The 21,341-nt window shown below is 37.8% G+C and carries 17 protein-coding genes and 1 pseudogene; 4 read left to right on the top strand and 14 right to left on the bottom strand.

Annotated elements, in window-relative coordinates:
* Positions 1–61 precede the first annotated feature (61 nt).
* From I7804_RS06390 to I7804_RS06360, 7 genes are all read right to left on the bottom strand, one after another.
* Positions 62–1,339 carry an extracellular solute-binding protein gene (locus tag I7804_RS06390; protein ID WP_248405523.1) on the bottom strand — a complete coding sequence of 426 codons (1,278 nt, stop codon included), beginning with the start codon at positions 1,337–1,339 and terminating at the stop codon, positions 62–64.
* A 198-nt stretch (positions 1,340–1,537) separates the two neighbouring features.
* Entirely contained in the window at positions 1,538–2,914 is a 1,377-nt protein-coding gene (locus I7804_RS06385; RefSeq protein WP_248405513.1) for an alpha-amylase family glycosyl hydrolase, read from the bottom strand.
* Between the two features lie 548 nt (positions 2,915–3,462).
* The gene (locus tag I7804_RS06380; protein ID WP_092044102.1) at positions 3,463–4,482 is read right to left on the bottom strand and encodes a LacI family DNA-binding transcriptional regulator; all 1,020 of its coding nucleotides are present in this window, start codon (positions 4,480–4,482) and stop codon (positions 3,463–3,465) included.
* 236 nt (positions 4,483–4,718) lie between these two features.
* Positions 4,719–6,554 (bottom strand): glycoside hydrolase family 3 protein, encoded by a 1,836-nt coding sequence (locus I7804_RS06375; RefSeq protein ID WP_248405511.1) that lies wholly within the window; start codon positions 6,552–6,554, stop codon positions 4,719–4,721.
* 74 nt (positions 6,555–6,628) lie between these two features.
* Positions 6,629–7,321, bottom strand: coding sequence for a DUF975 family protein (locus I7804_RS06370; RefSeq protein ID WP_248405509.1), 693 nt, complete (start codon positions 7,319–7,321; stop codon positions 6,629–6,631).
* 52 nt (positions 7,322–7,373) lie between these two features.
* Complete coding sequence (locus I7804_RS06365; RefSeq protein WP_248405508.1) at positions 7,374–8,063, bottom strand: cytidylyltransferase domain-containing protein; 690 nt, start codon at positions 8,061–8,063, stop codon at positions 7,374–7,376.
* 49 nt (positions 8,064–8,112) lie between these two features.
* Positions 8,113–9,648 carry a motility associated factor glycosyltransferase family protein gene (locus I7804_RS06360; protein ID WP_248405506.1) on the bottom strand — a complete coding sequence of 512 codons (1,536 nt, stop codon included), beginning with the start codon at positions 9,646–9,648 and terminating at the stop codon, positions 8,113–8,115.
* Between the two features lie 197 nt (positions 9,649–9,845).
* On the opposite strand from I7804_RS06360, the gene I7804_RS06355 reads away from it, so the two are divergent.
* Both I7804_RS06355 and I7804_RS06350 read left to right on the top strand, forming a co-directional pair.
* Entirely contained in the window at positions 9,846–10,835 is a 990-nt protein-coding gene (locus tag I7804_RS06355) for a DUF6492 family protein (protein WP_248405501.1), read from the top strand.
* The gene (locus I7804_RS06350) at positions 10,832–12,436 is read left to right on the top strand and encodes a motility associated factor glycosyltransferase family protein (protein ID WP_248405499.1); all 1,605 of its coding nucleotides are present in this window, start codon (positions 10,832–10,834) and stop codon (positions 12,434–12,436) included. Before I7804_RS06355 ends, I7804_RS06350 begins: the two co-directional genes overlap by 4 nt.
* 51 nt (positions 12,437–12,487) lie before the next feature.
* Here I7804_RS06350 and I7804_RS06345 read toward each other — a convergent pair whose 3' ends face one another.
* Positions 12,488–13,723, bottom strand: coding sequence for a polysaccharide biosynthesis protein (locus I7804_RS06345; protein WP_248405498.1), 1,236 nt, complete (start codon positions 13,721–13,723; stop codon positions 12,488–12,490).
* 183 nt (positions 13,724–13,906) lie between these two features.
* On the opposite strand from I7804_RS06345, the gene I7804_RS06340 reads away from it, so the two are divergent.
* Together I7804_RS06340 and neuB are read left to right on the top strand one after the other, a co-directional pair.
* Positions 13,907–14,539, top strand: coding sequence for an acetyltransferase (locus tag I7804_RS06340; RefSeq protein WP_248405497.1), 633 nt, complete (start codon positions 13,907–13,909; stop codon positions 14,537–14,539).
* Positions 14,540–14,565: 26 nt separating this feature from the next.
* Positions 14,566–15,570, top strand: a complete 1,005-nt coding sequence (gene neuB, locus I7804_RS06335; RefSeq protein WP_248405496.1) for an N-acetylneuraminate synthase — start codon at positions 14,566–14,568, stop codon at positions 15,568–15,570.
* A 4-nt stretch (positions 15,571–15,574) separates the two neighbouring features.
* On the opposite strand, the gene neuC is transcribed toward neuB, so the two are convergent.
* The 6 genes and pseudogenes from neuC to I7804_RS06310 all read right to left on the bottom strand — a co-directional run bounded on the left by neuC (position 15,575) and on the right by I7804_RS06310 (position 21,328).
* Positions 15,575–16,732, bottom strand: coding sequence for a UDP-N-acetylglucosamine 2-epimerase (gene neuC / locus I7804_RS06330; protein ID WP_248405495.1), 1,158 nt, complete (start codon positions 16,730–16,732; stop codon positions 15,575–15,577).
* Between the two features lie 110 nt (positions 16,733–16,842).
* A complete protein-coding gene (locus I7804_RS06325) occupies positions 16,843–17,814 on the bottom strand; it encodes a hypothetical protein (protein ID WP_248405494.1) in 972 nt (323 codons plus the stop codon).
* Positions 17,815–17,919: 105 nt separating this feature from the next.
* Positions 17,920–18,126: pseudogene (locus I7804_RS19390) on the bottom strand (transposase); the annotation flags it as partial.
* Positions 18,127–18,526: 400 nt separating this feature from the next.
* Positions 18,527–18,754, bottom strand: a complete 228-nt coding sequence (locus I7804_RS06320; RefSeq protein ID WP_248405493.1) for an acyl carrier protein — start codon at positions 18,752–18,754, stop codon at positions 18,527–18,529.
* A complete protein-coding gene (locus I7804_RS06315; protein ID WP_248405492.1) occupies positions 18,747–20,243 on the bottom strand; it encodes an AMP-binding protein in 1,497 nt (498 codons plus the stop codon). The genes I7804_RS06320 and I7804_RS06315 overlap by 8 nt, the downstream gene beginning before the upstream one ends.
* Positions 20,240–21,328: a hypothetical protein gene (locus I7804_RS06310; RefSeq protein ID WP_248405491.1), complete on the bottom strand. Its 1,089-nt coding sequence runs from the start codon at positions 21,326–21,328 to the stop codon at positions 20,240–20,242. The genes I7804_RS06315 and I7804_RS06310 overlap by 4 nt, the downstream gene beginning before the upstream one ends.
* Positions 21,329–21,341 lie beyond the last annotated feature (13 nt).

The raw sequence follows: 21,341 nt of genomic DNA, 5'->3' as shown, positions 1-21,341 counted from the left end.
GTTCAAAGATAAAGGGGGACCGCCATAAGCAGCCCCCTGAATACTATACAGTCATACCTTTTTACTCTGTAAGTGTTCCTGTAATGCTGTCTACAAGTGCATCAAGATTGTCCTGAAGATTAGCTTTGGTGATATCACCGTTATAGATTCCTTCTCCAAGTGCCTGAGCAGGTGTCCAGTAGTCACCCATCTGAGGGATGCTAGGCTGGTTAGTTGCAAGAGCTGCCTGATCATTAAGGGCGCTTGCTACGAAATCATTCTTGATATCATCGCTGTCTGCAAGAGACTTAAGTACAGGTACATCGCCCTGCTCTTTGTATCTTGTAAGGCTGTTCTCAGGGTTTGCAAGGTATACTGCAAGCTGCTGTGCGCAGAGAGGATATGCAGTATTGGACTTAACTGTGATAGTCTTAAAGTCTACAAAGTTAGAAAGCTGAACTTCCTTGCCGCCAATATTGGCTGTAGGAAGAGCAACTGCGCCAAGCTTATCGCCAAGAGCTTCTTTAAACTCGATTGCGCTCCATGCACCTGATGTTACTGCGCCAAGGTTACCTTCCTTGAAGGCTGAACCGCCGACACCATCAGCATCTTCGAGGTACTTAGGATTTGTAGCAAGATCGATAAGGTACTCACCTGCTGCAAGACCATTTTCATCATTGAATGAGCAGTCAGCTGCATCTTTTCCGTCAGGTCCAAAGAGTGTACATCCTGCTCCAAGGAAGAAGCTCTCGATGTACCAGGAGTTTGTGATCTGTGTACTGAAATTCCACTTGCCATCTCCAAGATCCTTGGCCATCATAGTATCAAGGTTCTTGACCTCTTCTTCTGTAAAAAGATCCTTGTTGTAATACATGAAATATGTATTAGGTGAGAATGGAACTGCATATGTAAGACCATCAACAGTAACTGCTGTAAGTGCACTCTCAGGAAGATCTGCACTTATAGTATCGAAATCCTTGGTTACAGGAAGAAGGAGTCCCTTCGCTGCCATATCTGCAACACCGCCGCTTGGTGTATAGAAGATATCTGCTGCTGTATCAGCATCTGTCTCAACTGCCTGAGGAGCTTCGTCGATACCAACTACAGCGATCTCATAGGTGATGTTGAATTCGTCATGCTCAGCATCAAAATTCTTGACCATCTGATCTGTGATCTCAACCTCTTCTTCAGGAACCCAGATCTTGAGTGTTACATCTTCAGTACCTGTTTCGCCCTGAGCCTGTGTGGTGTTGTCTTTAGAAGCATTACCTGTTCCTGCATCTTTGTTTCCACAGCCTGCCATAAAACCTGCTGCCAAAACAGCGCTCATCATAAGAGCTCCTAACTTTTTCACTTTCATTTCTTACCCTCCTAGATATAATCTTTACCTGTTACTTTTTTAAAATACCTGTTTGGTTAATCGCTTTACCAGTAATATAATCTCTCTTAGTTAAACGGTCAACCTCATTTAAACATTTTCCATAAAATGAATAAATAGTAGCGCGATTAATTATTTATTTTTCACTATTGAATTATTTACCTGTGTATGTTATACGTTTTACCTTACCAGTATATAAAAAGACCATGGATCAAGGTTATCTCTTGCAAATGGATTATCTCCGCCTTCCTGATATGCTCCGTTTACTCCGCTAAATAAAACCTCTTCATCTCCTGTAAGAATCTGTGATAGATCAAACTCAGACTGCTGCCTTTTGGACAGGTTGTAGATACAGATAATGGTGCTGTCTTTATAGCTTCTTGTAAATGCAAATATATTCTTATTACCGGCATCAAGGACTTCAAACACTTCATCAGTATTACCTGCATGAAGTGGAGCGTTATCTGTTTTTATCTTAGAAAGAGTGCTAATAAGATCTCTATAGTCGCCCTGACCTTTTGTCCAGTCGATAGTATCTTTTTCCATAAAAGCTATGTTGTGATCGTAGGCTATCTCATCTGATGAGTAGACCATAGGTATGCCGGGAAGTGTGAATACAAGGCTCATCATGGCAGGAAGGCTCTCACTTCCAAATGCTGTATATATAGTTCTGTCATAGGCGTTAACATCATGGTTATCAAGATAGTTCATGGAGAAAGTGTTGTTCTCATCCTTGGACAGATATAGCTTTATCTTGTCAGCTGTCTTGTTGTCCTTGGCGATCTCAACGAGGGTCTCGTAGAGCTTGGTGTTATAGTTGGTATCAAAGGCATAATCAAGGTTAGATGCGGCAAGGCCTCCAAGGTCCTCTTCTATCATGTAGATATCTTTTACTTTATCAAGCGCGCGTCTTGCTTGTTCCCAAAAATCTGCGGGTACGCCTGATGCATAGTCACATCTAAAGCCGTCGATGTCGTATTCTGTGACCCAGTACTTCATGCACTCTATCATCTCTGTGCGCATAGCCTGGCTGTCATAGTTAAGGTCTGCTACGTCAGGCCATCCCATGTTCTTGGGGGATATGATCTGTCCATCCTCCTGTGTATACCAGTCAGGATGCTCTGTGATCCAGGGATGATCCCAGCCTGTGTGATTGGCAACCCAGTCAAGCATTACATGAAATCCCATATCATGAGCCTTGTCTACAAGCGCCTTAAAGTCCTCTTTGGTTCCAAACTCGGGGTTAACTTCCCTGTAATCAGATACTGAATAAAAGGATCCCAGCTTACCTGATCTGTTGGTTACTGATATTGGGTGGATTGGCATGAACCATAAGGTGTTGATGCCCATATCTTTGAGGGTTTCGAGGTGGTCTGCAAACTCATTAAAGGTTCCGGATGTAGTGTACTGTCTTAAGTTCACTTCATACAAAACTGCTGTAGCGGTCCACTCGGGGGCTTTGGATACGCCGTCTTCTTCGGCTGGCTTTTGGGTGCTGCAGGCCGTCAGGCCTGTAGCAAGCGCTACTGTTAGAACAAGCGCCATAACTCTTTTCATAATCGTATTCATGGTAGTTTCCTTTCTTTTTGGGGGGTTGGATTTCCAACTTGGACAGTGTGGTATCCGCGAATGAATGGGCAGGGCAGGCAGAATAATAATCATTGCAGCGCTTTAACCATTTTATAAATTCATGGCATGATATCTGGGGCTTTTTATTCTAGGGTCCAAACTCGCTTCGCTCAGACATGTGGACCCTGTGCAGAATAAAAATCTCCAGCTATCACGCTCATGAATTTTTATAAAATGGTTAAAAAGCGTTACAATGATTATTATTCTGCCTGCCATGACCATACCTTCGAAGATATCACACTGCCCAAGTGGGAAATCCTTGTTACTTTTTTGGTTTTCGTGGGCTGTTAGTAAGTTTAAAATATGCAAAAAGGTCCGGTATATTTAGTAAATGTTTAAAATGCATTTACTATATTTACCGGACCTTAATTGGCTTTTATGTGGTATTGGAACGTAGATATATTCAGATATATATTACTGAAATATAATCAGAAATATATTCTAAATAATAGTCTTAGTGGGGAAAGTGGTTATTATCAGCCTGAAATATCCCTTACAGACTGACGTTCCTTGACTCTTATGGGCTGGCGTTCATCTACTACGAGATCCTTGCCACCTTCTTCTATCATCTTAAAGAGATACTCGCTAGCCTTGGCTGCCTTCCATTCGTAATCCTGAGCTATGGAAGTTAGCTTTGGGGTCATAAAATCGCAGTCAGGGAGGTTATCAAAGCCTACGACGGAGATATCAGAAGGTACTTTATAGCCGCACTGGCTAAAGCCTTCGATAAGACCATATGCTACTATATCTGACATAGTTGCAACGCCTGTATATCCTCTTCCTGCAAAGACTATATCCTGACCTATCTCTATGGCACTGTTATAAGTTGAAGCACAGTTAAATATGTCCTTATCAGGATCAAACTTAATGCCGCTTTCCTTACAGGCATCCATAAAGCCTTGCTGTCTTTGGCTGATAACGCCTTCTCCGCCGCTTACGGGAGCTACAAGGGCTAATCTTGTATGCCCTTTTCCTATAAGGTACTTGGCAGAAAGGTAACCTCCTCTATAATCTTCAATGCCTACGTTAACTATTTTTTCACCAGGAGCATAGGTATCTATGAATACCATTGGAATATCTATGGTCTTCTTGATATCTCTGACTTCATCCTTGTATACGCCAAGGAAGAAGGCTCCGTCTACATTCCAGGAATTAAGAAGAGGTACAATGTCTCTTGGATCTGCAACGCACCTAAGCATAACGTAGTAGTCATGATTTCTTACGAGTCTTTCAAGGGCTGCTATCATATGGGCGTTGTAGGGGTTAGAGAAGAAGTCTTCATCTTTCCCTATATAGGGAAGGACTACGCCTATAAGACGGCTTTCCTTCTTAGCAAGGGATCTTGCTACAGCATTTGGTTTATAATTGGAATCCTTGATGATCTTCTCAACTTTTCTTCTGGTATCTTCTGAAACTTTGTGATAGTTGCCGTTTATAACATTGGAGACTGTGGCAGTACTTACTCCTGCAAGCTTTGCAATAGTCTTTAAGTTCATCCCTTCTCCTGTCTGGGTCCGCTATGTAGTTTTAAGTTTAGCGATTAACCTATTTTTTACTATACATAACGTAAAGGAGATGTGTCAAGAACTTTTACCTTAGGTAAACATATCACAAGCGCAAAAAGAGCCCTGAAGATACGCTCTCCAAGGCTCCCATAAAGTCATGCCATTTCTATAACACATTTATGATGTTTATATTCTTTGTTTGTACTTGATACATCTTTGTGAAGAGATCAGTTTATCGATACCGGGAGTGTACCTGTGATGTCGCTTCCGCCAAAGATTGCATATATGGCTGCAGGGATGTTGGCGCCGTACTTAGGTCTATTGGACTCACCTGTCGGGACCATATCCATGCCTCTTGAATTGTAGCAGGCGATAAGAGCATCGGCATCTGTAAATGAAGATAGTTCATATGGAAGGTGGGCACTTAATAATATGAACTTGCCGCCGTTATCATGGGTCTTTTGTATAAGATCATGTATAAGGTCTTCATTGGAAGCTTCTTTGGAATATGATACTGATAACATGATTACGGTATCGGCACCTTTGATAGCTGCTGTGAGGCTTTCTTTTGAAGCGTCTTTGGTGCATATACTTATTATATTATCCGGATCGGTAACCTTACCTTCTGATATGAGGAGTGCTTTAGCAAAATCTATGGAGTTTTTCTGATTATCATTAGAATAAAGGATAACTGTCTTCTTATCATCTGATACAGGATATGCATTATCATTTTTGATAGAAGTTACAGCTTCAAGTGCTATCTTCCATTCAATATCATGGTGTTCTTTAGAACCAACTACCTGTCTTGCAAGCTCAGGATCAGGTGTTATAAGTTCTGACTTTTGGAGTTCGTTAAGAGAGTCATCGTTCATAAGGCCGTATTTAGATTTTGCTTTTAGAATCCTATAAACAGAATCGTTAACGCAGTCCATGGATATAAGTCCGCTATCTATTCCGGCTACTATACCATTTATATAATCATCCAGCTCATTGATATCGTCAGGTGATGAGATATCTACCGGGATAAGGAGCATGTTGGCGCCTGCATTAATGGCAAGTCTTGCTGCGTCCATAGGATCGAAGTGGCTTGCTATTGCATCCATCTCCATTGCATCTGTTACAATGACACCTTCAAATCCTATATCTTTTCTTAAGATATCTATAAGGATAGTCTTGGAAAGTGTTGCGGGAAGGTATATCTGTTCACCGGTTGAGATGGATGTATAAGTTCCTGTCTCTATATTGGGATACTGGATATGAGCAGTCATGACAAAATCTGCTGATGAAGCTACCTGTGTAAATGGGATAAGTTCAAGCTCTTTTAACTGATCATAGGTCTTCTCTATAAGAGGAAGTCCTGTGTGAGAATCTGTATCTGTATCACCATGTCCGGGGAAGTGCTTGAGAGCTGCCATGACGTGGTTATTATGAAGGCCGTCTATAAAGCGGGCGCCGTACTGTGATACAATCCTTGGATCATCTGAGAAAGAGCGAACTCCGATTATAGGATTGGAAGGATTGTTGTTAACATCCATGACAGGAGCAAAGTCAACATTGATGCCCTGAACAGAAAGCTCACTTCCTATTACGTCTCCAGCAAGATACGCATTGTCAGGGTCATTAGTTGCAGCTATAGCCATATTGCCGGGCATAGAGGTACCTGTAGAAAGGCGTGTTATATAGCCTCCCTCCTGATCTATGGATACTAAAAGAGAGCTTACAGCGCCGCCCATGGCGTTGGCCTCTTGCATAGAGCTTATGAGCTGGGTGGTCTGGCCGGCTTCTTCTATATTCTGACCGAAGATTATGACACCGCCAAAGCTGTACTTCATAAGAACAGCTTTCTGCTCATCACTTAGAGTAGTAGCAGGGACTGCATCATCGCCGCTTCCCCAGGTACGTAGAGCGGGCATGATCATCTGGGCTACCTTCTGCTGGGTTGTCATGTTACTTACTACGCTTCTAATTCCATTTGCTGCCATTACAGTCTTTTGATTCATAGGCATTATAAAAGCTCCTACGACCATCATAAGGGCAAGGCTTGATGAAATGAACTTTCGCATGATAGCTGTCTCCTTTTCCACGATACCCCTTTATATTTCTTGATAAAATCAGCATTATCTAATTAGTCCTCTTATCACGAATGCAAGGAGTGACCAGATATTTCCAAGTATAATGCTGCGTCTGAGTTCTGCTTATAGGGCGCTGTCCAAAAGATTGTAAGTATCTGTCCGGCAAAAGGAATAATTCCAAGAATATACCAACCAATAAAAGAAAGATCATATACAAATGCATTCCATTTATGCCCGTTCATCATCTCTCTGGATCTTGTGATCACCTGAGTTGCAGACAGTTCAGGGTTATCCTTGATAATATAAGGTACCATCCTATATGAATAAGCCTTAATGATACCCGGAATCAAAAACAGACAACTCCATAGGCAAAGGAAAAGATCTCTTAAAAACAAAGTTATGAAACTATGAGCGTAGGTGCCAAAACCTTCTGTCAATACATTAAGCCCTACATTACCTTCCTCTACATTCCTCTTAAAGAATCTATAGCCACCTACCTGCAGCGGATTGAATAAGAAAATCTTCAGTATAAGACTTATAAATGATATGGTCATAATTGTTCCAAAAAAGACATATATCAAAGTAGGGTCGGCGGTTTGAAAAAAGTTCTCAAGATTATCCTTGTCAGCCTGAGAACTGGTAGACGCTGCTGTTCCTGCAGTCAGTAACGACAAGACAAACGCTACAATAACTGATTTAAAATAATTTGCCAAAAAAGCTCCCTTTCCTCTTGACTTAACTTCTGAAATAGTCCACATTTTTTCTCCTTTCTACTACAATGTATGTGACAAAAATAATATCAAAATAATATCAAAACCCTCCTGACATAATAAGCTCAGCTAGCTTAAAATCAAGCATTGTATCTATATCCACTGACTTCTTTTCATCCATAACATATGCGTAGCAGCCGCTTTTATAAATATCACCGTCATGAAGAAAATCTTTGACTTTAGAAAGATATATAGCTCCATTTAACTTATAGAATATCGGAAGATCCTGACGTCTTTTATTCTTATAAGCCTCTGTAAAAAAATTCTCCATAGACATTGAACCCGGTAGAGTATTACATGTATAAGGAGAATCCCTTGTTTCACAAACAGAAACGATGGTTCTTGCATCTTTGGATTTCATAAGATCAAAAGAACCTATTATATCTTCAACGCTTCTCAAAGGAGACGTTGGCTGAAGCAAAGTAAAAGTGTCAAAATATCTACCAAGTTCCTGATACTTCAGAAGAACTTCTCTTACTACATCCCAGGATGAAGACACATCAGATGAATTAACACTATCTCTCAGGAACGGAACCTGCGCTCCAAAGCCTTTTGAAATATCTGCATATTCTTGGGAATCCGTAGATACCATAACTTCATCGAACATCTTAGATGATATAGCAGTTTCTATGGTCCAGGCGATAAGCGGTTTATTACAAAGGTTCTTGATATTTTTGTCAGGGATTCCTTTAGAACCGCTTCTAGCCGGGATTATTGCAATATTTTTCATAATAATCTCCATTCCGGAACCAACATATAAGCCACACACATAATAGTAGTCATTTCAATTCATCTGCAAATTTTTGAGTACCAATAATATCGGCACCATGTCTGGACATATTATAAACAGGAATATCAGGATGACATGCTATCTGGTGTTCTATTATCCTACGATATTCATTGTATACATTATTGGTTGCGACCTGACCACCATCGACAGATTGCGTAAAGATAATATTGTTAATGCCTTCAGTAGTATTATGAGCAACTCCATCAGCATAATTTTGATTATATGGAAAAGCCAGATCACTGCCTACAAGATATATCTTCCCGGCCTCAAGGAAATATGCAAGATCTAGTCCAAGGCTTGCAACAGTTCCTCCGAAATTCCACTTAAATCCGCTTTGAGTCATCTCGTAGTCATAAAGAGCATACTTGGGCCCTTTGTATCTTGATATAAAAGCTTGACTACCATTTGTAGGAAATACAATAGGAATATTATATGTATATTCTTCTATACCTTTGATATGAGAAATCATTCTTAGATTATGCGGATCAAGCATAACTACAATATCAGGAGATATATTCTCCATCACCAGTTTTCTAAGTGATGTATTTATAGAAACAATGACTTTATCTTTGGAACACTTCTTCAAATAATCTATAGAATCGTCCAAAGAAGGTCCTGCTGATACTACAACAAAATCTTTACCTGCATAATCAGAATATTTTTTCAGTTCTTCAATATCTTTCAGATCCTGTTTACAATTATGGTGAACGTTAATTGCCCAGCTCTTTCTAAACAGACGTTCTGTTCGCTTATTATAATCAAACTGATCTATCTGATCTCCATATATACTATCTTCATATATTCCGACTTTCCAATCACTTACATATGCCAAGGCGCCTTCATGTTCTGTAGCATCTATAAATCGTCTCAACATATCATTTAAATCAGAAGCATCGCATATTGAAATATAATCAGGATCAATCCAGGATAAAACACCTACCTGCCTGGCATATTCAATTATCGCCATATCATCTTCATATATGTTAATATGAACAGAATGTTCTGATTTTTCCCATATCTGATACGCAAGATATCCAAGACCACATCCAAGGATGTGAAAGCTGTCTGTATCCGGGCTGTATAATTCATCTGCAAGAAGATTCGCCTCATACATGGGATCCCAGGGGCTATGTATATATCTGCCTGTTTCTAAATCTGTTATTGTTACAAATCCCGAAGGCGTCCTTTCAAAAATACGCTTTGAATCTTCAATGCGCATAGGTTCATATAACATATCAACTGCTCTTGTGATAATAGGAATAAGTTCGTTACTGATAAGATGTTCCAGAACTCTAAAGTCACTTGTTACCTGACGACTCTTTTTAAAGATATCCAATAATTCTCTGGCCAAATCTATGTTAATTGATCCAACTCTTGTAATAAGGTCTTCTATTTTGATGGCAGTTTTATTCCATAATAAAATTGCTTCACCAATTTCAACAATTGTTATCTTCCTGGCTACTTCATGTAAGTCTTCTATGACCATGGAATCTTTGTATATGGTTTCAATTATGGGTAATTGCACTTACGAATCTCCTTTGTAAATTCATGGTAAATGTAATATCCTCATAAACTTATTTTAGCTCAAATTATTAACGAAAAAAAGTATATATTAAATTCGGTTTTTGTCCGAAAATATGATATGAAGTACGTTGCATTTATATTTAATCCCTCAATATGCTGGAATGTTAACCATTTTATTTTTTATATTAAGAGGCAATCATGGGTGATATTGTAAATTTCGATGCAATAATTGTACAAACTCCGGAAGACTTTAAAAGGATGTCAAACCAGCACGAAAGAATGTGTAAGCTGCTTCCTGCAGACAAAATATTTTTTGTCGGAAGACCGGAGATAGAAAAGCTTCTAGAAGATGAGAAAAAAGACTCTCGTCCTGATTCATATATAAGAAAGTCAGAATTTATAAACGAAAATGATATACTTGATTTTGATACCATCCATGAGACAGTCTCACAAATTGTAAGTCGTGACATGAATGGGCAGATTACACAGCGCAAAGTTACAGGCTGGTATTATCAACAATTTATCAAATATCAGTATTCGCATTATTCACAAAACAAGTACTATCTGGTATGGGATGGAGACACGGTTCCTTGCAGGGATTTTTCGATGTTTACAAAAGATAAGATTCCATATTTTGATACAAAGCATGAATATCATAAACAATATTTTAATACTATTAATAAGCTAATCCCCGGCCTTTCCAAATGGACCGAAAAATCCTTCATTTCTGAACATATGCTGATGAATTGTGACCTGATCAAAGAACTAACAGATAAAATCGAATCAAATTCCAGTATCCCCGGCAAGTTGTTCTGGGAAAAAATCCTGAATAGCATGAATGCCTACGAGCTCATGGATACCGGTTTTAGTGAATTCGAAACCTATGGAACTTATGTTATGACCAATCACCCGGACAGCTATATGCTTAGAAGCTGGAATTCTATGCGCTATGGCGGAATGTTCTTTGATCAAAGCAAAATAAGTGACAGAGATTATAACTGGCTTTCCAGAGACTTTTTTGCAATATCATTTGAAAAAGATCATGCTGTAAGACCCGATACCGATAACATTTTCAATAACCCTGAATATCAAAAGAAATTATCCGCCAGAACGATAATGGAAATGGTACAGGAAGAATATCATGATGATGAATATATTGAAGTGTGGGATAGTGAGGAAAACATATGAATATCACTTCAATTTATGAAAGCAACGCCTTTTTGATTACAGAAATAAGAAAAGCAATCGATGAGTATCGCAAGCAGTATTATCAAAGGGCAAGCTTTCGCATTAATAAAATAACCGAGCTGATACTCATACTAGAACACAATTCTTTTGGTATTAATCTGTCTAATCTGAATGAATACTGTAAAAGTCTGCTAAACGCCTTCGATGAGAGGGATCATGTCTTATGCGCAGATATTCTGAGTGCTATGCTTAATGATTCGCTTATCCCGATTCAAAGTGAGCTTCGCGCCTTGATCCTAAAAGATCATGGCTTTGATCCATCATACCTTAATCGTTACAATAATAAGGCCATAAGTATCGAAGATACTCTATCCGGGTATCCGACTATCAAATCGCACACATGCGGTGAGCGCTATCTATGCAGTAATGAAGATCCTATGAAAGAAGGTTATGAACTTGCCAGAGAGGCTTTTGACCCCAAAGCATACAGTTATACTATCTGGGGAATGGGGCTTGGTTATCATATAATAGAGCTTATGGAGATCACCAATGAAGCTCCTTCTATATATGTGTACGACAATGAATCCTTCCTGTTTGATATAGCCAAAGATGGCATACTTGGTTCATGGCAAAAAAAATTAAATACACCAAAAATACATATGATATATGATCCGGACAGCACAAAATTTATGGAATCATTAAATCATGAACATAACCGCGTTTTTATTCATATGCCTTCTGTTTATAAACTGCCGGAAACAAATTCAGATGAAATAAACCAAAAAAATGTCCTTAAGAAGCTGCAAATATACCTGACAAGCTTCGAACAGTCCAAAGATTATATTTATCTTAACTTCTATCAGAATATCAGGAATGTCAATAATTATGCTGAAGATTTGTTTTGTTCTTTCAAAGATAAGCATTCTGTTGTAATAGCAGCAGGTCCTTCACTTGACAAGAATATAGACGTATTGAAAAGTTTCATTGATGAGGGATTAAAAATAAATGTTTTCGCTGTAGGAACTGTTTTTAAAAAGCTTATGAATAAAGGCATAATTCCGGATGCAGTATTTTTTATGGATGCAAATCCACGCATTTATGAACAAATCGAGCATATAACAACTGCTAATGTCAACATAATCCTTGACTCAACTGCATATTATAAAATTGGAGAAAACTATAAAGGTCCTAAATATTTAGCTTGCCAGAAGGATTTTGAACAGGCAGAAAAACTGGGGCATGTGCTATTCGAAACGGGCCATTCTGTGCTCACATTAGTGCTGGATTTTGCAATTAAGACAAAATCCAAAAGTATTACTATGATGGGATGCGACCTGGCATTTACAGGCGGTCTATTACATGCAAGTGACACTATGGATCAGCACACATTCACTGATAAAGCTTCTATATGCGTCAGAGGTTTTTATGGGGATGAGGTGGCTACAAGTGCTTCTTTTTCTATGTACAAACAATGGATCGAAGATCGCATCATCAAAGAAGACGCAATAGGCATTCCTTTCTATAATGCCACCGAAGGAGGCGCATATATCGAAGGAATGAAGCATATGAAATTAATAGATTTAAAGAATATAATTTCTTGAACGTATATCAAAAAAACGCGCAATTACTGCGCGTTTTTGGATTTATATAGTCTACATCTTAGAATCCAGCGACCTACCTGTCTCAATGTGTGAAAACTCAGGCAGATAATTGCTTATTATATCTACTATATTATTTTTTTGAATATCCGGATCATTAAAGGCTTCTTCAAGCTGATTATATAATATACAAAGTCTATTCTTATCAGGAATGCTCTTATCTACTATTACTCCTAGTGCAGAAAGTCTATCCAATACGACGGATTCACTATCAGTATAAAATTCTTCGTAAAGCTTCTCTCCGGATGTATCAGACTTCTCAAAATGAACCGGATAAGGCATAAGCCCATCAATCATATCAGGAGTAAAAATGCCCGCTTCTATATCATGTGCAAGCTTTACAGCCTCTTCATCACTAGAACACAAGTAAGGTGTATATCCAAACTCGTTTAGAAGTCTGGTTGCTATCTTGTCAAATGACATCATTTGATTTTCATTTAGCTTTGGGAAAAAGATCTCCCTGTTATTGCCAAGCATACATGCAAGCATACATATATGACCGGATTCTATAGGTGATACAAAATATCTCTTGACATCAACAGGTGCTGATAATGGCTGACCACACGAAAGTCTCTTCAAAAAGCCATCCGGGAGCGAACCATTTGAAAAGGCAACATTAGCAAATCTTGCCGTCTTAACAGGAAATATATCCGAATAGCTGAAAATAACATCTTCCATAATGCGTTTACTCGCACCCATTATATTAACAGGATTTGCAGCCTTATCAGTTGATACACAAAAATAGGTTCTTGGAGGATACTTAGTCAATAAATCCATTAGCTTTCTAAGATGCAATACATTATTGGTCAAAAGCGCTTCAATAGAAAAAATATCCTTTTCTGATCTGACATGCTTGTGAGCAGAAAAATTGGCAACTATATCAAAACCTCCGCGGCTTCTAACCATCTTCTCAAAAGAGTCCGAGGAATAGTCCATAGGATAAGTAGTATAATCATCAGGAATATACATCCCGAATGCTGATCGCAAGCTTCTTGTAAGCTCAGCAATACCATTTTCATTTATATCTACAACTACAAGAGTTTTGGGTTTAAACGGAAGAATTGACCTGATAAAAGAACTGCCTATTGATCCTGCTCCACCTATTACAAGAACACTTCTATTACAGATAGCATCATCCATTTCACTTTTATGTGAATTTATATCTACCAAAAACATACTTTCTTGTCTAAGTGTAACATTGTCATTAATGAACTTATCAAGAGAAAACATAAGCGCTCCTTTGGCATGTTCGGGACATAGTCACCAGTTATTAGTCATCAGTCATTTATATTTTATCAGATTATAATAACAAATTATACTATATCCCATTCCCTTGTCCGATAAATGCAATGATGATAAAATCAAGACATAGGCATTGTTTCTAATATCCGTACATTCATATGGAGACCGGTTATGAAAAAAATAATCATTATAGGTTGCGGAGGCCATGCAAGATCTATTATTGACTCTATAGAATCAGCAAATGAATATGAAATTGCCGGATTCGTAGATAAAATTAAATCTGATAAGACTTGCTATCGCAATTATAAAGTCATAGGTACTGATGACGACTATAAAGATTTATTTGACAGCGGTATACGATACGCATGTATGGGAATAGGATATCTTGGTAAAAATTCTCTTAGAGAAAATCTTCATAATAAGCTTGTTTCTATAGGTTTTGAGTTTCCGGTAATAGTAGATAAAACTGCTTCAATAGCCTCAGATGCGGTAATAGGTGAAGGTTCATTTATAGGAAAAAACTCAGTTGTAAATTCAAAAGCCCATATCGGCAAAATGGCCATAATCAATTCCGGATCAATAATAGAGCATGACTGCGTTATAGATGATTATACGCATATAGCAATAGGAGCTGCGCTCTGCGGTGAAGCACACATCGGAAGAAGCTGTATGATAGGATCAAATGCAACTATCCTACAAACGCTGAGTATTACTGACAATGTAATCGTCGGGGCAGGTTCTGTCGTAACCAGGAATATAACAAATCCCGGAACATATATAGGTATTCCTGCAATTAAAATTTGATAGACTTCACATAAAGGGAGGCTCTTATGAGTAAAACACTTATAATCGCCGAGGCCGGTGTCAATCATAACGGCGATATCAACATTGCTAAAAAGCTTATAGATACTGCATGCGAAGCAGGCTGTGATGTTGTAAAATTCCAAACCTTTAAAGTTGACAGTCTTGTTTCTCGTGCTGCATCACTTGCAGATTATCAGAAAAAAAACACCGGCAAGGATGAAAGCCAGAAAGAAATGCTATCCAGACTTTCCCTATCTTATGAGGATTTTGAAACCTTAAAAAAGTATTGTGATAACAAGGCAATAGAGTTTCTCTCTACACCTTTTGATATCGAGAGTATACACTTTCTGGATGATCTGGTTAATTTTTGGAAAATCCCATCCGGAGAAATTACTGATTATCCATATCTTGTAGAAATAGCAAAGACTCATAAAAAAGTCATTCTGTCCACCGGCATGAGCAGTCTGGATGAGGTTGAAGCTGCTGTAAGTCTCCTTCGCCTTAACGGAGCTTGTGATATAAGCCTTCTTCACTGTACTACAGAGTATCCGGCACCATTTGATTCAGTTAATTTAAAAGCTATGAATACTCTTAAAACAAGATTCAATGTACCTGTAGGATATTCTGATCATACAAAAGGTATCAGTATTCCTATTGCTGCTGTAGCAATGGGCGCTTCTATAATTGAAAAACACTTTACTCTAGACCGGAATATGGAAGGTCCCGATCATAAAGCAAGTCTTGAACCAAATGAATTAAAAGAAATGGTTGATGCAATAAGAAATGTAGAAGATTCGCTGGGCGATGGAATAAAAGTAATACAGAATGCTGAGTCACAGAATAAATCAGTTGTTAGAAAAAGTATAGTCGCGAAAACCGATATAAAAAAAGGAGATACTTTTACTGAAAATAATATAACAACCAAGCGTCCGGGCACAGGGCTAAATCCTATGAAATGGCCTGATGTAATAGGAAAAAAGGCCACAAAAAATTATACTGCTGATGAACTTATTGAAATAGATAAGTTATGATCATTCATCTAAGGTCATAAAATCTTTTCTGTATTCCTTTACCTGTACGTAGAAATTTTTTTATTTCATTAACAATTGTCTGTGAAGTGTTATTCCCTGAATAGGGATTTACCGTATTATTACATATCTTACGAAACTTATCAGAAGCTGCAAGCCTTATTGCAGCTTCTATCTCTCCTACATCTGCCTGACAATCTATTACAGAATCTGCTCTAAGTCTTCCTTCCTGCCTTACTCCTACGTTGACAGTAGGTATACCAAAAGAAGGGACTTCTATAATACCGCTTGAGGAATTCCCGAGAACTAAATAAGCATACTTAAGCATACTCAAATATCCTGTATGCCCCATTGATTTAAAGGATTTGCATTCTGAGTGTCCTGCACAAAAATCATCTATCATAGAATTAATCCCCTGTCCCTGGGCATCGGAATTGGCATACGTAAATATATAATTATACTCATCATGAGATTCTATAACTTCAAGAAGATTTTTAAATTGTAGTAGAGCATTATCTTCCTTAGCAGTAGCCGGATGAAATGTAACCATTATTATAGGCTTATCAAAAACAATATCATATTTATCTGATAACTCTTTTTGACTCATCAAAGGCACTTTGTCAATATTTTCAATACCGGGAGCTCCAACATTAAATACCCTATCGGGCTCTTCACCCATTTGTATAACACGATTTCTGTATTCTGCAGTTGCAGTAAAATGCAATGTTGCCATCTTGGTAATGCTATGCCTTATAGAATCATCAATTGCTCCAAGGCTTATCTCGCCTCCATGAATATGAGCAATGGGGATACGGCTTATCAAAGCACTGATGCAAACCGGCAATAGCTCATACCTGTCTCCCAAAACGATAAGCATATCAAATCTTTCTGATTTAAAAATGAAAGCCAATCTATCAAGTTCAGTTGCCATAGAATGAATAATAGCATCAGTAGTATCTGAGGATAGATTCATAGGTATTTCATAATCTATTTTAAAACCATCTTGAATTATCTCATCTATAGTATGACCAAACTTGTCTTCCAAGTGAGACCCTGATACCAATGTGACAAGTTCAAGCTCACTATCTGAAGCTATCATGCCCATTATATTTTTGAGTAGGCCATATTCTGCTCTTGATCCTGTAAAAACAGCTATTCTATACATATATAATCCTATATACCCATTTATAGTGGCAACTCCGGATAACAAAAAGATTTAGTTTCTAAAACTGCCATTTGGATGTACCAGCATCCCCGAAGCCTTTACAGGCGTAGTTAATCTGATTTTTCAGTAACACTTTCCGAATACTTTCTAAGATACTCGCAAGCTTTGTCATATGAAAGATTAAATCTCTTCTCCAATTTATGAATAATGATATCCGAAGATACTTCATCTTCTAACTTATCAGCGATAAACGCTTCTATTCCTTTTTCTATTCCTTTCTCTATTCCTTGTTCAATCATCACTTCACTAAGATTGCACATTATATCCATCCTCCTTTCAGTCTCGGCATCCATTACAAGTCCGAAATTCTCTGAAAGTCGCTTTTTCTTAATATCCGCAGATTCTTTCTTTAATAACTCTTCCAGCATAGCTATGAGCGTATTCTTAGATACTTCAGAATTTTCATTACTTCTTAATCTGATTATAACACCTTGAACCTTACTAAGATTAGTAAGGTCCATATTTTTGCCAAATACTGTATCCTGCGACAGCACAATTCGATTTATGGAATCTTCATCGTCAGCTGCGTCCATGCATATCCAGATACTGCGAACCGCCTTCAAATCATCATAGTCCGATCTGTTAAACTCGACTTCCTTCTGGGCCGATATCATACGACTCAAATAGTAAATAATTCTATTATCAAGATGGTATCCCAGTTTAGATGCTCTGGAACTTTTCTGAGCCTCGATATTGATAAGAACCTTAATCTGCTCAGTCCCATGATATACAGAAAATCTTATGTCAAAGAAAATCTTGCCTTCTCCCGGAACATTATCCTCCTCTGCACACTTCTTGATCTTCTCAGTATTTGTATGCCCAGGTTCAATCCTTACACGAGAAATTTCAGGCTCGTCAATATTAGCAATTATGGTATCAAGTTCCAAATTCTCAAACTCATCAAGAGTGTACTTAAGAATCCTTGCTAAAATCTGCTTATCAGCCAAAATCTCCTTTATACTCTCGTCATACCTGGCTCTATCAGAAGTGATATCCAATGCCTGTGATATATTAGTCTCCATTAACTTTTCTCCCGCTAAAAACTTGTAAGATGATAATATCATACAACTCATAGCATGAAAAGTGCTAATATATGGCATTATATTGTTTATTATACGGAGTTGAATTTTCAAAAGGTCGCTAGTCAGACCGTCATAACAGATAAGCGGACGATAACTATGCTTCTGATAATGAAAGTTGAAGTCTTCACCTTCCTGTTTACCGCATGTATCAAGTAGTGTAGAATCCAGATCCAGAAAGATAGATTCAGGACTTTTTAGATTGGCATCATCCTTGTGGGTTCTGCGTTTTGAAAAATCATTGGTGTGAAATATGCTGCTTATCAGCTTGTCAAAGTGCAGTTTGCTGATAAACTCCTTTATATGTAGAAAACCAGCATCGGAGAATTAATCGCCTCCATCAAAATATAATCTAAAACGCTTATTGCTTTCTAAGGTTGTGTAATCTAAACTAGACATATAAAGCCTCTTTTCTGTTTTGGTTTTGGATTCGTCACCTAAAATTTTAACAGAATTGGGGCTTTATTAATACTCCTAAGATTTCACTTATTAAGTGAAATCAATATGCAGTATAAATACAGTATTTATGCGGCTTTGTAATTAAGCCGTAAATAATTCAGGATAAATATTAAGCTTTGAGATTGCATAAATAGTGAACTAGCTAAGACACTATCTCATCAAAACGTTTATTCCTATCCTCAATATTTTTGTATCCTTAACGTTTTTTACTCTTTATAAATGCAGCAATCTTCTCTGCACTATCAAAATCATCCGCTGTAACGTCCATCGGATCCACCTCTATCTCAAACACATCAACTAACTTTGATATTATTTGAATGAAATCAAACGAGTCCAAAATTCCATCTGACAGTAGTTTATTTTCCTTTCGGAAATCTATATCTGGCCTTATCTGTTTCAACATAGTCTCAACTTCTTTATTCATTTGCATTCTTCTCCATATACATCATAAAGGCTTTTTTTCTGTCAATTTTTCCACGTTCATTGTATGGCATCTTATCTATGGTAATTATCTCATCCGGAATCATGTACTTTGGGACACACCTTTTTAAAGCAATGAACAACTCAGATTTTTTTAACTCCATTCTCGGAAGTAATAATACTATTTTCTCTAAGCTCTTATCATACAGAGCGCATCCTTCACTACACCCAAGAGCTGTGAATACATTCTTTTCAATTTCTTCTAATTCTATTCTATGCCCAAGATGCTTGATCTGATTATCCTTTCGCCCTATGAAATATATCTTCCCGTCTCTCTTTAATGCCATATCACCTGTTTTATAAACATAATCTCTATGAGTTGAGCAAAGCGGATTCTGAATGAAAACGCGCCTTGTTGTCTTCGCGTTATTGTAATATCCATTAGCCAAAAAAGCTCCCCTTATATATATCTCCCCTTTTTCATTGTCTTTTACAATCTTACTGTTTTTGCAAATTAATACTTCAACATTTGGGAAAGTATCCGACAATGGTACATTATCCTCTTGCTCATCTTCTTTATCGACTATATGATATAAACAATTACCGGTAACTTCGCTTGGTGCATACATATTGACATACATCGCGCTTGAACAGTGTTCCTGCCAATATTTTATACTTGCGACCTGCATAGTCTCTCCTGAGAAGAAGACCTTGGATATAGTCTCAAGAGTGACATCGCGAAAACAGTTCATCCTAGCTACATGCTTCACAGCAGCCGCTGACCAGATCAGTGTGGTAACTTTATTCTTGATTAAAAAAGGTGCAAGTAATGAAGGTACCAAAAAGCATATAGATGGAATAATGCACATCGTTGCCTTTGCGTAAACAGACAGGAAAATATCTTTAGCGGACACATCAAAATCAAAGGACGTCTGATTGCCCAAAATATCTTTTTGGTTTATTTCAAAGATAGCTGAAAATGATTCTATAAATGCTATCACTGATCTGTGACTCTTTATGACCGCCTTGGGAACTCCGGTGCTTCCTGATGTAAACACCACATACAGTGGATCTGAGTCTATAATCCTTTTCTCATATTTCGGAGGAGAATTATATGTTTTAATCTTCTTGCAAATATTAAGGGCATCTACCTCCTGCCACTTTTCTTTGGAAGATGCATTTATTACCATCACCGGGTTAACCAAACTTATATATTGCTTAATTCGTTCTTGAGGTATATTTTCATCAACTGGCACATAGAAATTACCAGATAATACAACTCCCCAAAATGAAACTATACTCCAAACAGATTTTGAGGTTAATACCAAAATCGGTTTTTGGATACCAGACATATGTTTTTTAATGCTATCAGATAAATCTTTAGCGCATGAGTAAAGTTGTCTATATGTTAATGATGTATTCGAATCCATAACCGCCAACTTATTAGGGCATTTCTGTACAGCATCAGCAAGCATTTCCGCTACATTTATCATCTATAATCCTCCGGAAGCATATTTGGACGGTCCTGATCAGCATCGCCTTTTACCAGCACGCATTCCTGATCGTTGGGCCAAAAATGGTAGTCAAGTTCAACATTTTGGCAAACAAACGGTTCAAAATATATCGGTAACACAACATCTGTGTCATCCCTTCTTCTAAACCCTCCCTCGATCAGCAACTCATCATTTATTCCTTCGCAAGGAAAACATATGCACTCTGCATTCTCCTTCAGCAATAATTGACAAAACTCATTATATGCCCCCCTCAACGCCACACCATCGCCTATATAATCAACTATGAAAATATATCGTTTCCCCAGCGCACCACATACCCTATATACAAACACCTCATTGGTTTCGTAATGACAGTTAGTTAACATCATACATTTGTATTCATAAATGGGATGTCGAAAGTATCTGTTTATATAGTATTTAACTGATTTATAAGGCATTATCTTCTCTTCAAACAATGCAGCCCCATCAACAAACTGGTCTTTAGTGATTTCCTTAAAGCTACATCCTTTAATACTCTTTGCTTCAATTAACGGTAAATGTTTGACATTTTTAACCAAGGAGTATGATTCTATTTTAGGATTAACAATATAATACTGTTTTAACTTACCTACCCTTTCGCCCAATTTAGTATCAATTTCTCTTGAATCATTTGAGAGTCCGACACCGCCAATATACTTCGAAGGTACATTTTCCTCCATGTAGCCTTTTAGATAAACTCCCAGCCCCTTAATAGCTACATCATTCCGAACCTTCCAAATCGCCCCCCAGCGTATCGGCGTTTTGATACTTTCATCAAATATGTTTGATGTTATAAAGCCAATTAACCCGTGTATTTCACCGGTTTGTTTATGCTTTGCCAGTACAAAATTATATCTGTCATTTTCTTTATCAAAATGCTGCCAATCCAACAGTTCTTTTGACTTCGTAAGAATATGACCTTTTTGCCAGTACTTATCTATAAAACTCAGAACCTCATCAATTTCCTTCGGACTGCATATGTGCACGTCATAGTACTTTCCATAAACGCTCTCTGTTCTGTGAAAAAGTTCAATCAAATCCTGCATATAAAAAATCCTC

Source organism: Butyrivibrio fibrisolvens, from assembly GCF_023206215.1.
Taxonomy (GTDB): Bacteria; Bacillota; Clostridia; order Lachnospirales; family Lachnospiraceae; genus Butyrivibrio; species Butyrivibrio fibrisolvens_C.
Note: the sequence above shows the minus strand (reverse complement) of the source record. Positions and strands in the feature narration are given on the sequence as shown.

Coding starts and splice junctions, on each gene's coding strand:
- I7804_RS06365 (WP_248405508.1), bottom strand. CDS start 8,063: ATGAAAAATATTGCAATAATCCCGGCTAGAAGCGGTTCTAAAGGAATC.
- I7804_RS06340 (WP_248405497.1), top strand. CDS start 13,907: ATGAAAAAAATAATCATTATAGGTTGCGGAGGCCATGCAAGATCTATT.
- I7804_RS06385 (WP_248405513.1), bottom strand. CDS start 2,914: ATGAAAAGAGTTATGGCGCTTGTTCTAACAGTAGCGCTTGCTACAGGC.
- I7804_RS06320 (WP_248405493.1), bottom strand. CDS start 18,754: ATGAATAAAGAAGTTGAGACTATGTTGAAACAGATAAGGCCAGATATA.
- I7804_RS06375 (WP_248405511.1), bottom strand. CDS start 6,554: ATGCGAAAGTTCATTTCATCAAGCCTTGCCCTTATGATGGTCGTAGGA.
- I7804_RS06345 (WP_248405498.1), bottom strand. CDS start 13,723: ATGTTTTCTCTTGATAAGTTCATTAATGACAATGTTACACTTAGACAA.
- I7804_RS06315 (WP_248405492.1), bottom strand. CDS start 20,243: ATGATAAATGTAGCGGAAATGCTTGCTGATGCTGTACAGAAATGCCCT.
- I7804_RS06380 (WP_092044102.1), bottom strand. CDS start 4,482: ATGAACTTAAAGACTATTGCAAAGCTTGCAGGAGTAAGTACTGCCACA.
- I7804_RS06390 (WP_248405523.1), bottom strand. CDS start 1,339: ATGAAAGTGAAAAAGTTAGGAGCTCTTATGATGAGCGCTGTTTTGGCA.
- I7804_RS06350 (WP_248405499.1), top strand. CDS start 10,832: ATGAATATCACTTCAATTTATGAAAGCAACGCCTTTTTGATTACAGAA.
- I7804_RS06370 (WP_248405509.1), bottom strand. CDS start 7,321: ATGTGGACTATTTCAGAAGTTAAGTCAAGAGGAAAGGGAGCTTTTTTG.
- neuC (WP_248405495.1), bottom strand. CDS start 16,732: ATGTATAGAATAGCTGTTTTTACAGGATCAAGAGCAGAATATGGCCTA.
- neuB (WP_248405496.1), top strand. CDS start 14,566: ATGAGTAAAACACTTATAATCGCCGAGGCCGGTGTCAATCATAACGGC.
- I7804_RS06355 (WP_248405501.1), top strand. CDS start 9,846: ATGGGTGATATTGTAAATTTCGATGCAATAATTGTACAAACTCCGGAA.
- I7804_RS06325 (WP_248405494.1), bottom strand. CDS start 17,814: ATGGAGACTAATATATCACAGGCATTGGATATCACTTCTGATAGAGCC.
- I7804_RS06310 (WP_248405491.1), bottom strand. CDS start 21,328: ATGCAGGATTTGATTGAACTTTTTCACAGAACAGAGAGCGTTTATGGA.